The following is a 13,176-nucleotide window of genomic DNA, read 5'->3' as shown; positions in this document are numbered from 1 at the left end:
TGTTAATGAGAACTGTTACTAATTATACTTTTGCTGTCAACTAGTTTCTGAGAATTTTTCTCATCTTGATCTTTTAATCTATTAAAACAGTATGTTAATACATATTATTTGCATGGCAGCAAGCTCCGGACACAAAATATGCGCCACGTTCGATGGTAAACAATAAAAAAGGACGAGAAAATGCGTTTCCCCGTCCTTGGTAACCTATGGATTGATGCGGCTACTCCGTGCGGCGCGTAAAATAGCCGCAGCCGTCCTCATCGTACTCACGCAGCAACAGGCCTGATACGGCGCCCTCTCCGTCCACCTGGAAATCAAAATGCACCACGGGGTCATCCGGAGCAAGCTCGGGCCATTCGCCCACAAAGGAATGCATGGTATCGTGCCGGGCCCTGATCCGGCAGCAACCGTCCTTGCCTAGGGTCACCAACAGGCCGTCTCTGTCCAGACTGACGGTAAGCGGGCCGAGAACCGGGTTGTCATACGCTCCGGTATAACGTTCCACCGGCAGGCCCGGCAGCGGTTTGCCCGGAGCCGGTTCCGGCTGGGCATTCGGCTCGGCCTGTGCCTCGGCCTCCTCCTTAAGAAAGGTCGCCAGCCAGTCCGCGCCGTCCACGCCGGAGAGCAAGTCGAAGAATTCAAGGCCCACGGCATCGGCCAGAGGCTGGTCGCTCAGGTTGGTCAGCACCACGATTCCCGCATCAAGGGCCGGGGAATATCCGGCAAAGGCACAAGCCCCCCAGGTGCCGCCGTTGTGCCAGATGACGTCCGTGCGCGAGAGTTCCATGCGCATCCACCCCTGGCAGTAGGAAGCGTGACGGTCGCCGAACATCATCGGCGTGCGCGGCTGGCGCATGTAGTCGGCCGCGTTCTCGCTGAACAGGCGCACGTTGCCGATGCGCCCTCGCCCCAGCTGAACAGCGATCCATTTGGCCATGTCGTTGACAGTGGAATTCAGCCCGGCGGCTGGCCCGGCCGCATAGGCCCAGGAAAGGAGCAGGGAATCCGCCTTGAGGGGAACAGCCTTGCCCCCGGCCAGCTCGTGCATGGTCGCCACGTTTTGCGCCGTGGCAAATCCCTGCCCGTCCACCGAGGAATCGGCCATGTCCAGAGGGTCCAGAATGCGCTCGTGCATCAGGGTTTCCCATGACTTACCGGTAAGTTCCTCTTCCACCCGGCCACCGACAAGGAACAGGTTGTTTACATAGGAGAATTCGTCGCGAAAGGAATAGGCCGGACGGATATCGCGCAGGGATTGGATGACGTGATCCCGACCGTAGCCGATGAAGAGCTGGAGGTCGCCCGCATAGGGTGGCAGACCACTGTGCTGGGCAAAGAGGTCATGGACCATGAATTCGCGCGTGACCCACGGGTCATACATGGCAAAGGGGGGATAGAGGTCCGTGACCAGATCATCCCAGTCCGCCCTGTCCTCATCCACCAGCGAGCCCATGATGCCCACGGTGAACGCCTTGGTCAGCGAGCCGACCTGAAAAACGGTGTCCGGCGTTACCGGAAGATTCCCTCCCGCGCGGCGGGTGCCGAAGCCCTTTGCCCAGACCGTCCTGCCGCCCTTTACCACGGCCACGGCCATGCCGGGCACCCCTGTCTCGCGCAAACCCTTTTCCGCATAGGGCACCAGCCGGGCGAGGGTATCGTCCAGCCTGTCGGCACGCGCGGGACCCGGCAGGAGCAGGCAAAGGAGAACAAGGACCGAAAGCCACCGTTTGGTCATGGAAAACCTCCATAAGAGTTTGCCGGAACATAGCCTTTCGCTCCCATCCCCTCAAGCGGATTCCGGCTTGATCCGAACCCCGCCTCTGGGCTACGCTTCATGAAACTTCAACCGGAGGGACCATGCCGCGCCTACGACACCTGACCTTCGTCCTGCTTTTCCTGCTCATAGCCCTGCCTCGCCCCGCATTCGCAAACAGCCTTGGCCGCGTCATCACTCCGTGGAAGGGGGACCTGCCCCAGCTCTTCAAAGAGCACCGGGCCATCCGCGTGCTGGTCAGCTACAACCGGACCAACTTTTTTTTGGACAAGGGCGCCATGCGCGGCATGGAATACGACCTGATGAACCAGTATAAGCAGTATCTGGACAAGGCGCACAAAGGCCCGGTACGCATGGTCTTTGTGGCCGTGCCCTTTGATGAGCTGCTGCCGTCCCTGCTGCGGGGCGAGGGGGACATTGCCGCAGCCGGGCTGACCGTGACCAGGGACCGCGCCCGGCAGGTTGCCTTTTCCTCCCCCTACCGCACGGATGTGAACGAAATCGTGGTCGGCGCGCCCCGGGCCAAGCCCATCAAGATGCTGGACGATCTGGCCGGAAAAACCGTGCATGTCATGCGCGGGGCAAGCTATGTCATCCACCTGAAGGAACTGAATGCCAAGCTGAAAAAGCACGGCAAGAAACAGATCAAAATAAAGGAAGCGGACCCGCATTTGGTCACCGAGGACCTGCTGGAGATGGCCAACGCGGGCATGATCGATTACGTGGCTGCGGATTCGCGGCTGGCTTCCATCTGGAAACAGGCACTGCCCAAGCTGCGCCCCTTTGAGGACGCACCGCTGCATACGGGAGGTTCCCTGGCCTGGGCCGTGCGGCCGTCGGCCAAAAAGCTCAGGCAGAGCCTGGACGACTTTGTTGCCACCGCGCGCCAGGGAACGATGCTCGGCAACATGGTCTACAAGCGCTATTTCGTGAACGACGAATGGGTCAAGAATCCGAACGACCCGGTCGCGCGCAAGGCGCTGGAAAACATGGCGGATGTCTTCATCAAATACGGCAAGGAATACGATTTCGACTGGCTCAAGCTGGCGGCCATGGGATTTCAGGAATCCCGCCTGGATATGAACAAGAAAAGCGCGGCGGGCGCAGTGGGCGTCATGCAGATCAAGCCGTCCACGGCGGCCGATCCCAATGTGGCCGTGCCGGACATCAAGACCCTGGACGGCAACATTCACGCCGGAACCAAATACCTGCGATTCCTGCGCGACAGGTATTTTCAGGACGTGAAGGATGACGCCAAGGTAGACTTCGCCCTGGCGGCATACAACGCGGGCCCGGCCCGGGTGGCTTCACTGCGCCAGAAGGCAAAGGACATGGGGTTGGACCCGGACCGCTGGTTCGCCAACGTGGAGTGGGCGGCCTATCAGGAGATAGGCAAGGAGACCCCCACCTATGTGGCCAACGTCCAGATGTACTACGCGGCCTACAAGTCCATCCGCGAGACACTGGGCAAGCGCAGCCCTAAACCGTAACCGAAAGGGCAAACCTGCAGACCCGCCGTACCTCACCAATTCGCCTTGCAGCAGTGCGGATGCGGACAGCGGCCGTGCTACCGGCGGTTTTCACCGTCGGTTGAACAACCAATTTCTTTTCCGTCAGACGCGAGCAAACCTTCGGCCCGGTCTTGCAAACCGGGCCTTAAACAGAAAACTGCGCTGAACGGAGAGGCTAGTACCTCGGCCGGGGGGCGCGGGGTTTGGCTTCGTTCACCTTGAGGGTACGACCTGCCAAGGGGCTGCCGTCAAGCGCCTCGATGGCGGCCAGGGCGTCCGCATCTTCCATTTCCACAAAGGCAAAGCCGCGGAAACGGCCTGTTTCGCGATCGTTGATGAACTTCAGGGACTTCACCTCGCCGTATTCGGCAAAAAGATCACTCAGATCGTCCTCGGACACACTGAACGGGATATTGCCGACGTAAATGCTCTTCATTGCGACCAACACTCCAAAATACCTGATTGCGGAAGCGGCCGAAGCCGGTTTTTTCCGCATGTTATAGAAAAGTCGTTTCCACGGTCCACAACGGACCCCGAAAGTGAATACTCAAAATTGCCGTTACGTCATCACAACCGCATGGTCAACCAAATTCGCCAGTTAGGTGGCAACTTAGGCACATTTGGTACATTTTCGGCCACGTTTTTCCGGCATGATCCGGCTGTACCCACCCTTGCCCTTTATCCATTACCTATGTAAGGGAGGGGCCTGCGCTCAGCGCGGATACAGAGAGAAGGAGCAACAAATGGCATCCAACGTAGACGAAATCACCATCAATTATTCTGAAGATAACCAGCTCATCGTCAAGGAACTGGACAAGGTCGTGCTCTCCAAGGGCGCCTGGACCACCATCCTGTTCCGCTATCAGGAGCTCAACCGCGCCTCCGGCGAATACGGCCCGGAGAAGTACTCCATCCGCCGTTATCAGAAGGTGGACGGGACCTACCGGCCCAAGTCCAAGTTCAACATCTCCAGCCTGTCTCAGGCCCAGAAGATCGTGGACGCCCTTAATTCCTGGATCGGCTAACGCGGCGTGCCCCTGTTTCTGGGCGCACACATGTCCATCGCCGGAGGCCTGCACATGGCCTTCGAGCGAATCCGGGCCGTGAATGGCACCGCCCTCCAGATATTCACCCGCAACCAACGCCAGTGGAAGATTCCGCCACTGAGCGACTATGATGCCAAGCTTTTTGCCATGGCCTGGGAGCAGTGGGACGACTACCCCATTGCCGCGCACGACTCGTACCTCGTCAACCTCGCCTCACCCGATCCCGAGCTTTCCCGACGCTCCGTGATGGGCTTTGCCAAGGAACTGGGCCGGGTGGAAAAGCTGGGCATTCCCTTTCTGGTCACCCATCCAGGTTCCCATCTGGGCCAAGGCGTGGACGAGGGCATCCGGCGCTATGCAAAGAATCTGGACCAGGCCATTGCCGAGTCCGAGTCGCCACACCCCACCATCCTGCTCGAAACCACGGCGGGCCAGGGTACCAACCTCGGTGCCACCTTCGAGGAACTGGCCCGGATCATTGAGGCATCAACCCATCCGGACCGCCTCGGCGTCTGTTTCGACACCTGCCACGCCTTTGCCGCAGGCTACGACATCCGCACGCCCGAGGCCTACGCCGCCACCTTCGACGCCTTTGACCGCATCATCGGGCTGGACCGGCTCAAGTTCTTCCACGTCAACGACACCAAGAACGAGCTTGCCTCGCACAAGGATCGGCACGAACACATCGGCCAGGGCGAGATCGGCCTGGACGGATTCCGCAACCTAATGCGGGATGCGCGGTTTGCGGATGTGCCCAAGACGCTTGAGACGCCCAAGGACGCGGACCTGAAAGACGACGTCCGCAACCTCGGGCTGCTAAGGAAACTCGCCGGCGAGTAGCTCCTTCCCCCAACATTTCGATCCCTTGCCGCTGTGGTAGCCCTCACTTGAGCTACCGCAGCGCAAATTTCCCAAGCCAATCATCCAGTTCCCAAAGTCCTTCCGCCCCCCGGACGAGACCAGCCCTGTGTTTCGGCGGTTAGCAGCCGACCAAGCGGGTAAGGCGGCTCCTGTAAGCCACCCGGACGGATGGCCGCAGCCTCGACCTGCTCGCGGAGAAACGGGACTATACTTTTCATTTGATGGAACCGTCCCGCTTGGATCGGATGCTTCCGACGTAACACGCAGGCGGTAAGGCTACTCGCAAGGGCCTTTTTTCGTTCTTTTTTGGCCCAGCAAAAAAGAACCGCCGCCCGCGCAGGGCATGGAGGGGACTTTGAAGCCGAACGGCTTCAAACCCGGCTCTCTGCTTCTGGAAAATCAAAGAGAAAAACATAAGAGAAAGACCAAAAGGCAGAAGTTGAGTCGCCTCCGGCGAGATTCATTTTAGAGTGTTTCGCACCCTAAAGGTGCGAGTTACTTTTGGACCAGAGCGCCCAAAAGTAACCAAAAAGCGCTCTTGGTGTGCCATGCCCACCGCCCCGGTGACGGGCAAAGAATCTGATCCAAACGGCCTGCGCTCCCACGGCCCAAGGCGAGAAACTGAAAACCACCGGGCCGCGAGAATTCGCTCCGGCCGTTTGGTCAGCTTCTAAGCCGCGTCCCCACAGGGCTTCTTCGAAGCAGCTTAGCTATGCGCCGCTACGGCAAGCAGAAGTCTGAATATCCGCAAAAGAAGGTCCTGAAAACAGACGTCCGGTCTCGGATGGCGTAGCAGTTAATTCGCTGAGACCAGCCCTGTGTTTCGGCGGTTAGCAGCCGACCAAGCGGGTAAGGCGGCTCCCGTTAGCCACCCGGACGGACGGCGGTAGCCTCGGTCTGCTCGCGGAGAAACTGCACTATACTTTTCCTGAGATGGAGCCGTCCCGCTTGGATCGGATGCTTCCGGCGAAGCACGCAGGCGGCCAAGCTACTTCCAAGGGCCTTTTTGGTTCTTTTTGGCCCAGCAAAAAGAACCGCCGCCCGCGAAGGGCATTGGAGGGACTTTGAAGCCGAACGGCTTCAAACCCGGCTCTCTGCTTCTGGGAAATCAAAGATAAAAACATAAGAGAAAGACAAAATACAGAAGTGGAGTCGCCTCCGGCGGGATTCATTTCAGAGTGTTTCGCACCCTAAAGGTGCGAGTTACTTTTGGACCAGAGCGCCCAAAAGTAACCAAAAAGCGCTCTTGGGGTGCCATGCCCACCGCCCCGGTGACGGGCAAAGAAGCTGATCCAAACGGCCTGCGCTCACGCGTCCCAAGGCGTGAAGCAGAAAACCGCCGGGCCGCGAAGATCCGCTCCGGCCGTTTGGTCAGCTTCTAAGCCGCGTCCCCGCAGGGCTTCTTCGAAGTAGCTTGCCTATTCACCGCTGCCGCAAGCAAAAGTCTGAATTTCCGCAAAAGAGGGTCTTGAAGAAAATTTTTGAGTCCCGGAAAACGTAACAGTTAATTCGGTCTAGACCAGCCCTGTGTTTCGGCGGTTAGCAGCCGACCAAGCGGGTAAGGCGGCTCCTGCAAGCCACCCGGTAAGTTGGTGGTAGCCTCGGTCTGTTCGCGGAGAAAAGGGACTATACTTTTCCTAAGATGGAGCCGTCCCGCTTGGATCGGATGCTTCCGGCGAAACACGCAGGCGGCCAAGCTACTCCCAAGGGCCTTTTTCGTTCTTTTTGGCCCAGCAAAAAGAACCGCCGCCCGCGAAGGGCATTGGAGGGCTTTTGAAGCCGCATGGCTTCAAACCCGGCTCTTTGCTTCCTTTCAAAATATAAAAGATCATCCCCTAACCCAAAAAAAAGAACCGTCTTTACCCGGAAGGAAAGGATGAACTCTCCGGGTAAAAACGGCTCCAACCCGCTTGGTAGGTGCAGCGTAACGCTGCGAAATTCCTAGACCAGTCGGGCAAGCAGAGTCATAGCCAAAGAAGCCACGTAGTTGCCTCTGCGACGGGTGCTGTTGCGGCGCACGGGAGCGCTATGGCGCGACTGATCGCGCAGCTTCATCATCATCAGGCGGGTATCATTTTCCATGCTCATATCAATTCTCCTTGCTTCTGCCGTCAAGCGGGCGTTCTTCCATGAATCACCATCTACGTAACTCGTGGAAAGCAATCCAATAGTATTGTCTGATGCACTCGTTCGGCTTTTCCGATTAACGTTGCAATATAGATCGGATTCCGTGATAGTCTCGTTACAAAAAGCAGGGGGAAGCCATGGAGCTGTATCAACTCAAAACGTTTGTGAGCGTGGCGGAGGAAGGCCATCTGACGCGGGCTGCGGAGCGGCTGCACGCCAGCCAACCCACGGTGAGCGCCCACATCAAATCCCTGGAAGAGGAGTTGGATACCCGGCTTTTCATCCGTACCCCAAAGGGAATGCAGTTGACCCAGGCGGGCGGGCGGCTGCTGCCGCGAGCAAGGGAAGTGCTCGATTCCGTGGGTAATCTGGAGATGGAGGCGCGCAACCTGGGCGACGAACTGGTAGGCAACCTGACCCTCGGCCTCAACACGGATGCGGAATATCTCCGCGTGGTGCCCTTGCTGACCTCGCTGGGCGAGGATCACCCGAAAATAACGCTACAGATTTTACAGAGCGCTTCCACCTCGGTGCAAGGAGATATCCGCTCCCATAAACTGGACTGCGGTTTCATTTTCGGCGAGTCGCGCTATCCCGAAATCATGGCGGTGCGCCTGGAGACAACACGCTTCTTCGTGGGGGTGCCGGATGTATGGAAGGACCGCATGGAGGGAGGACTCCCCGCCTTGGCCGATCTTCCCTGGATCACTGACCCTCACGACAATCCGGTGCAACGAATCATCGAACCTTTTCTGTCCGCCCACGGCATTACTCCGTCCAAGCGGCTGGAAGTGGACGGCGACGAAGTCATCCGCGTACTGGTGGCGGCGGGAAAAGGCGTTGCCTTCCTGCGCGAAAACGAGTTGAAGGGGGCCAACCGGATCGGGCTGGTCCACGCCATGCCCTTTGAGGAACTCTCCATCGACCTGCACTTCGTCTGCCTCAAACGGCGTGACCAGGACCCGGTCATGCGCGCGGTCATAGAACATGTGCGCAAAGTGTGGGAACTCAAAGGAAGCGGCCCGGAACTGGCCGAAGCCGCCAAAAAATAACCCCGGCTACAGGCCCAGGGAACCGTCGATCAGCACCACATGGACGCGGCCCTTGGGCCAGCATTTGTCCGTGATGGACCACACGTTGCAAATACGGTCCGGGCTCTTGCATTCCATACACCGGCCGGTCTTGGCGCAGGGCGTCCGGGCATTGTGCCGCGCGGCATTTTGCGGCCCGGCCACCTCGCGGATGCGGCGGATGCCCGCATTGGCGTCGGGCACGATCTTGTTGGTGCCGGTCACCACGACCACATGGCGCGGCCCGAAGGCCAGCCCGGCCACCCGGTTGCCCACCATGTCCAGATTGACGAGCTTGCCGTTCTCGGTCAGGGCATTGGTGCCGGTAAGGAACAGATCACAAATCAGAGCTTGGCGGCGGCGCTCGATGATCTCGCCCCGATCCACCCCTTCCTCAAACGTATCGATGAATTCAATGTCCGGATCGTGGCGAAAAACGTCCAGCACCCCTGTCTCGTGCACGCTCAGGGAATCGCCGTAGGAAACCACGTGCGGAGCCACCACCGGCACTATCTCGGAAAGAATAATCTCCGCCGCGTGTTCGGCATCCGCTGCCTGATACACGTTGAATCCATTGGAGCTCAGGGCGGCCAGGGTATCGAGGGCAGTCTTGTCGAACATGATAACATCCTTTCTTGGGATCATCCGGCCCAAGCGTATTCTTTTGCAATAGCGCTTGCGAGCCTAGCTGCCGAAAGCAACTCTTGGCAAAACAAAAGTATGCCCGGGCCGGGAAACCTACTTGATGTTATGGAACGGATTTATCATGCCTTTCACTGCCTCCGGCAACAAGATCTGAACATTCTTGACCCCGTCGATATTCTCGACCTTGGCCAGAATCTTCCGTGTAGCCTTATCCGTCAGAGAGGATTGGGCATCAGGAATAACGATGTTCACGACACCATCATTCGATTTTACAATAGCTGTAGGCTGTATGTCGATAATGGCGCTTTGTATCTTCACGGACAAGTACATGTTTGCGAGTTGTTTTTGCGATAACGACGTTTCCTGAAAGGCTTTTTTCTGTACGGCATTGCAAATGATGTCTGTTGCATCATCTTCCGTAAGATTGCCGATATGCAGTACCATATCGTACGACCTGCTATCCCATGTATCTATGCCATATAACTGCATTCCCCATTTGCGACGCTCATCGTCGTCCTTCATCAAAAGATGGCGGGCCTCGCTTTCGCTCATATTTTCACGCCGCATCTCTTCGCGAATCCGATCATTCATATCCGAGGTAATGCGCAGCTTGAACACGTTGTCCAAACCGGAAAGAAAATAGTGGCCGGCAAGTCCATGGTACACAAGATTTCCACGTAGCGCATACTCCAGAAGGGACTTGCGCAAATGGCAGACATAGCGCTCCTTCCCGTTGGTAAAACGGTCCAGAACAGATGGAGCATCATGCAGTGCCCGTACCAATTTTATCTCAGGAATATTGAACTCTTTTGATGCCGATAAAATAATATCTCGTGACACACATTCATAATTCAATTTTTTGGCAATTTTTTCCGCAACGGATTTTCCCTTGCTGTAAGAACCGCGTGAAATTGTAATAATCGGCATAAAACCCTCTGATATAATTATATTTACATGTTCATTTGCGCTGCATGGACGATAACAACTTATTTTCTCTCAACCACCACATCACTATAAAAAATTTTGGCAGTATATGATTATAATAATCTTTTACATCGCATGGGCAACCACAGAACCATTCCTGAATCGTTGCCGACAAAAAAAAGTTGGCCGACACTTGGCAAACATCAATGGGCAACTCCTTGTCCCCCAATATTCGTTGGTATGTGACCAAAATCCGATCACTGGCGCATCGTCATCCAATGGCATTGAAACCCTCTGCCACCTCCCCTGCAACCCCCAAAAGCGACAACGGAGCAAAACAGCCGCCAAACCGTTGCAATATGCCCCTTGCGCGGCCGGGCCGAAGCGGCTATGGCATTGACGATGAAAGCACGTTCTCCCAAGCCCCTGCCTCCGGCGAGACGGGTGGCGCTCGAAGCACTTTTCCGTTGCCTGATCTCAGGCCAGGACGTCCAGGCCGCCCTGGACACCGCCCTCTCCTCCACCCGCGTGGACCCGCGCGATGCCGGGCTGGCCACCGAGCTTACCTACGGCTATCTGCGCCACAAGGGCCGTATCGTCCACCTGCTATCCCGGTTCCTCAAGGACCCAGGCAAACTGCCGCCCAAGATGCAGCTGGCCATGGGCGTGGCCGCCTATGAGATTCTCTTTCTGGACAAGGTCCCAGCCTACGCTTCCGTGGACTGGGCCGTGGAGTTCGCCAAGACCAAGCCCGGCGCGCGCCTGGGAGGTCTGTTCAATGCCGTGCTGCGCAAGGTGTCCGACCATGCCGACGACCTGTGCGACCCGGACTTCTACCGGCGCGACTGCTCGCCGCCCGAATTTCTCTCCCGCTGGTATTCCTGCCCGCAGTGGATAGCCGACATGTGGCGCCGCTCCTACGGTGAGGAAACCACCCTTGCCTACCTGGAGGCCCAGCTCAACCCTCCGGCCCTGGGCATCAATCTCTACGGCCACCCCGACGCACAGGAGATATTCACCATCCTGGCCGGGTTGGATGAAGTGCTCGACATCGAGGGACTCGGCTTTGCCTTCCCGCCCGGCACCGCCTTTGAGGACGAACCGGAACCGCCGCTGGCGCGCCAGTCCTTTGCCGCACGCCAAGCCGTGGAAGCCCTGCATCCGGCCGATTGGGAATCCCCTGTCTGGGACGCCTGCGCCGGACGTGGAGGCAAGACCCGCATCCTGCTCGAACACGGTCTCACGCCCTTTGCCTCGGACCCGCACTCCGGCCGTCTGGCGGCCCTGAAAAGGGACCTGCCGCAGGTGGAGACCTTCGAAGCCAATGCGGCCAACGGCGTGCCGCCCCGCACCCCGGCCACCATCCTGCTCGACCTGCCCTGCTCCGGCCTCGGCGTGCTCTCGCGCAGGCCGGATACCAAATGGAAGCGCACCACGCGGGACATTGACGACCTCACCCGGCTCCAGGCCGAAATTCTGGACAACGCCGCCGAGCGCGTCAAACGCAACGGCCGCATCGCCGTCATTACCTGTACGCTCAATCCCGAAGAAAACCAGGAACTCATTAAGCGCTTCCTGACCAGCCACTCCGGTGCCCGGCTCGAAACCGAATGGACCACACCGGCCGACTCGCCGCTGAACGAATTCTTCTACGCCGCGTCTGTACGGGTGTAGGAATGCCTCCGGCGGCTTAAGAACCTTTTGAAAAAGGTTCTTAAGGATCTCCAAAACTTTTTGGGGCGCTATGCGCGGTACGTGCGAGCTTGGCTGACCGTGCTGCTGGTCGTTCACCTTTTTAGCCTGTTTTTCCGGAATGAATCCTCCACAACATAACCGACATCCCCCCCGAGACCCGCCGCGAAGCGAAGCCAAAAAGTTTCGGAGGGATGAGGGGATGGGGTCCGGGGAAGGGGAGAAGGGAACCCTTTACAAAGGGTTCCCTTCTCCCCTTCCCCGGCCGCCGGAGGCTCCCCATTCCCCACTTCAATGCACTGAAATTCCGGATTGCCTTGACGCGATTGGTTTGATTGCCTACGGTTTTTCGTGTCACTTTTTTATATTAGATAGCAAAAAAGATGACATCATAAATCAAACATATGCGAAAAAGGGTGGTCGAATGAAACATTGTGTCTATGCTTTCGCTCTGGTCCTGCTGCTGACGACAGGGGCTTTTGCCGCCGAACGCACCGTTACGGATTATCGAGGCAGACAGGTGGCTGTTCCGGCCAAAGTAGACCACGTTATATGCTCCGGGCCGGGGTCGCTTCGACTGCTGACCTACCTGCAGGCCCAGGACATGATAGTGGCTGTGGACGACATAGAGACGAGGCGGAGCACCTTTGATGCGCGACCCTATTCCATTGCCAATCCGCAATTCAGGAAATTTCCGGTATTCGGCGAATTTCGCGGCCATGACAATCCCGAGCTGATCCTGACGCTGGAACCGCAGCCGCAGGTTATTCTGAAAACGCATCCCAATATGGGCTACGACCCGGACGAGCTGGCGCAGAAGACCGGCATTCCCGTGGTTGGCCTGGACTACGGCAATCTGTTCACATATCGGGACAAGCTGTTCCAGTCCCTGCGCACCATGGGTGACGTGGTGGGAAAAAAGGATCGGGCCGAGGAAGTCATCGCCTACATTCAAGGGCTCATCGACGACCTGAAAAAACGCACGGCGGATATTCCGGCGGATAAACGGCCGTTGGTGCTGGTTGGCGGCGTGGCCTTCAAGGGCCCGCACGGATTCCAGTCCACGGAACCCGCCTATCCCCCCTTCCAATTCGTGAACGCGAATAATCCGGCCTATACCAAGGGGCTCAAGGGCAAGGAACTGTCCCACGCCGATGTGTCCAAGGAAATGATCGTCAAATGGAATCCCGACATCCTCTTTCTGGACCTCTCCACCCTTCAGCTGGGCGACGAGACAGGCGGCCTGTATGAACTGAAACACGACGCAGCCTACCAGACCCTGACCGCAGTCAAGGAAGGCAAGGTCTACGGCGTGCTGCCATATAACTGGTATTCCAGAAATTACGGTTCCATCCTGGCCAATGCCTATTATATCGGCAAGCTGATCTATCCCGACCGGTTCACGGATGTGGACCCGGCGGCCAAGGCGGACGAAATATTCACCTTCCTGGTCGGCAAGCCGGTTTATAAGCAGATGGATGCCATGTTCGGCAACCTTGCCTTCAAGCCCATCCCGCTGCGCTGAC

Annotated in this window: 11 protein-coding genes; 6 read left to right on the top strand and 5 right to left on the bottom strand. The window is 57.6% G+C overall.

The genetic code is table 11. The annotated features are described in order from the left end of the window. Positions 1–220: 220 nt before the first annotated feature. On the bottom strand, positions 221–1,735 hold the full coding sequence (locus tag ACI0FG_RS17220; protein WP_419786243.1) for a serine hydrolase: 1,515 nt from the start codon (positions 1,733–1,735) through the stop codon (positions 221–223). 122 nt (positions 1,736–1,857) lie between these two features. On the opposite strand from ACI0FG_RS17220, the gene ACI0FG_RS17215 reads away from it, so the two are divergent. Beyond that, positions 1,858–3,264, top strand: a complete 1,407-nt coding sequence (locus ACI0FG_RS17215; protein ID WP_419786242.1) for a transporter substrate-binding domain-containing protein — start codon at positions 1,858–1,860, stop codon at positions 3,262–3,264. Between the two features lie 196 nt (positions 3,265–3,460). Here ACI0FG_RS17215 and ACI0FG_RS17210 read toward each other — a convergent pair whose 3' ends face one another. After that, the gene (locus ACI0FG_RS17210; RefSeq protein WP_419786241.1) at positions 3,461–3,721 is read right to left on the bottom strand and encodes an RNA recognition motif domain-containing protein; all 261 of its coding nucleotides are present in this window, start codon (positions 3,719–3,721) and stop codon (positions 3,461–3,463) included. Between the two features lie 307 nt (positions 3,722–4,028). Here ACI0FG_RS17210 and ACI0FG_RS17205 point away from each other — a divergent pair, with 307 nt between their 5' ends. Beyond that, on the top strand, positions 4,029–4,310 hold the full coding sequence (locus ACI0FG_RS17205; RefSeq protein ID WP_419786240.1) for a hypothetical protein: 282 nt from the start codon (positions 4,029–4,031) through the stop codon (positions 4,308–4,310). 12 nt (positions 4,311–4,322) lie between these two features. After that, positions 4,323–5,171 (top strand): deoxyribonuclease IV, encoded by an 849-nt coding sequence (locus ACI0FG_RS17200; protein WP_419788409.1) that lies wholly within the window; start codon positions 4,323–4,325, stop codon positions 5,169–5,171. Between the two features lie 1,962 nt (positions 5,172–7,133). On the opposite strand, the gene ACI0FG_RS17195 is transcribed toward ACI0FG_RS17200, so the two are convergent. After that, positions 7,134–7,280 (bottom strand): hypothetical protein, encoded by a 147-nt coding sequence (locus tag ACI0FG_RS17195; RefSeq protein WP_419786239.1) that lies wholly within the window; start codon positions 7,278–7,280, stop codon positions 7,134–7,136. A 176-nt stretch (positions 7,281–7,456) separates the two neighbouring features. On the opposite strand from ACI0FG_RS17195, the gene ACI0FG_RS17190 reads away from it, so the two are divergent. Next, the gene (locus ACI0FG_RS17190; protein ID WP_419786238.1) at positions 7,457–8,371 is read left to right on the top strand and encodes a LysR family transcriptional regulator; all 915 of its coding nucleotides are present in this window, start codon (positions 7,457–7,459) and stop codon (positions 8,369–8,371) included. 6 nt (positions 8,372–8,377) lie between these two features. Here the strand turns inward: ACI0FG_RS17190 and ACI0FG_RS17185 are convergent, their stop codons facing one another. After that, positions 8,378–9,010 (bottom strand): lactate utilization protein, encoded by a 633-nt coding sequence (locus tag ACI0FG_RS17185; RefSeq protein WP_419786237.1) that lies wholly within the window; start codon positions 9,008–9,010, stop codon positions 8,378–8,380. 117 nt (positions 9,011–9,127) lie between these two features. After that, positions 9,128–9,961, bottom strand: coding sequence for an AAA family ATPase (locus tag ACI0FG_RS17180; RefSeq protein ID WP_419786236.1), 834 nt, complete (start codon positions 9,959–9,961; stop codon positions 9,128–9,130). A gap of 399 nt (positions 9,962–10,360) precedes the next feature. Here ACI0FG_RS17180 and ACI0FG_RS17175 point away from each other — a divergent pair, with 399 nt between their 5' ends. Next, positions 10,361–11,632 carry a transcription antitermination factor NusB gene (locus ACI0FG_RS17175; protein ID WP_419786235.1) on the top strand — a complete coding sequence of 424 codons (1,272 nt, stop codon included), beginning with the start codon at positions 10,361–10,363 and terminating at the stop codon, positions 11,630–11,632. A gap of 442 nt (positions 11,633–12,074) precedes the next feature. Further along, complete coding sequence (locus ACI0FG_RS17170) at positions 12,075–13,175, top strand: iron ABC transporter substrate-binding protein (RefSeq protein ID WP_419786234.1); 1,101 nt, start codon at positions 12,075–12,077, stop codon at positions 13,173–13,175. The last annotated feature ends 1 nt before the right edge of the window (position 13,176 follow it).

Source organism: Pseudodesulfovibrio sp. 7M6, from assembly GCF_050058625.1.
Lineage (GTDB): Bacteria > Desulfobacterota > Desulfovibrionia > Desulfovibrionales > Desulfovibrionaceae > Pseudodesulfovibrio > Pseudodesulfovibrio salinus.
The sequence above is the reverse complement of the archived record's forward strand: the minus strand, read 5'-3'. Positions and strand labels throughout refer to the sequence as shown.

Coding starts and splice junctions, on each gene's coding strand:
- ACI0FG_RS17220 (WP_419786243.1), bottom strand. CDS start 1,735: ATGACCAAACGGTGGCTTTCGGTCCTTGTTCTCCTTTGCCTGCTCCTG.
- ACI0FG_RS17215 (WP_419786242.1), top strand. CDS start 1,858: ATGCCGCGCCTACGACACCTGACCTTCGTCCTGCTTTTCCTGCTCATA.
- ACI0FG_RS17210 (WP_419786241.1), bottom strand. CDS start 3,721: ATGAAGAGCATTTACGTCGGCAATATCCCGTTCAGTGTGTCCGAGGAC.
- ACI0FG_RS17205 (WP_419786240.1), top strand. CDS start 4,029: ATGGCATCCAACGTAGACGAAATCACCATCAATTATTCTGAAGATAAC.
- ACI0FG_RS17195 (WP_419786239.1), bottom strand. CDS start 7,280: ATGAGCATGGAAAATGATACCCGCCTGATGATGATGAAGCTGCGCGAT.
- ACI0FG_RS17190 (WP_419786238.1), top strand. CDS start 7,457: ATGGAGCTGTATCAACTCAAAACGTTTGTGAGCGTGGCGGAGGAAGGC.
- ACI0FG_RS17185 (WP_419786237.1), bottom strand. CDS start 9,010: ATGTTCGACAAGACTGCCCTCGATACCCTGGCCGCCCTGAGCTCCAAT.
- ACI0FG_RS17180 (WP_419786236.1), bottom strand. CDS start 9,961: ATGCCGATTATTACAATTTCACGCGGTTCTTACAGCAAGGGAAAATCC.
- ACI0FG_RS17175 (WP_419786235.1), top strand. CDS start 10,361: ATGAAAGCACGTTCTCCCAAGCCCCTGCCTCCGGCGAGACGGGTGGCG.
- ACI0FG_RS17170 (WP_419786234.1), top strand. CDS start 12,075: ATGAAACATTGTGTCTATGCTTTCGCTCTGGTCCTGCTGCTGACGACA.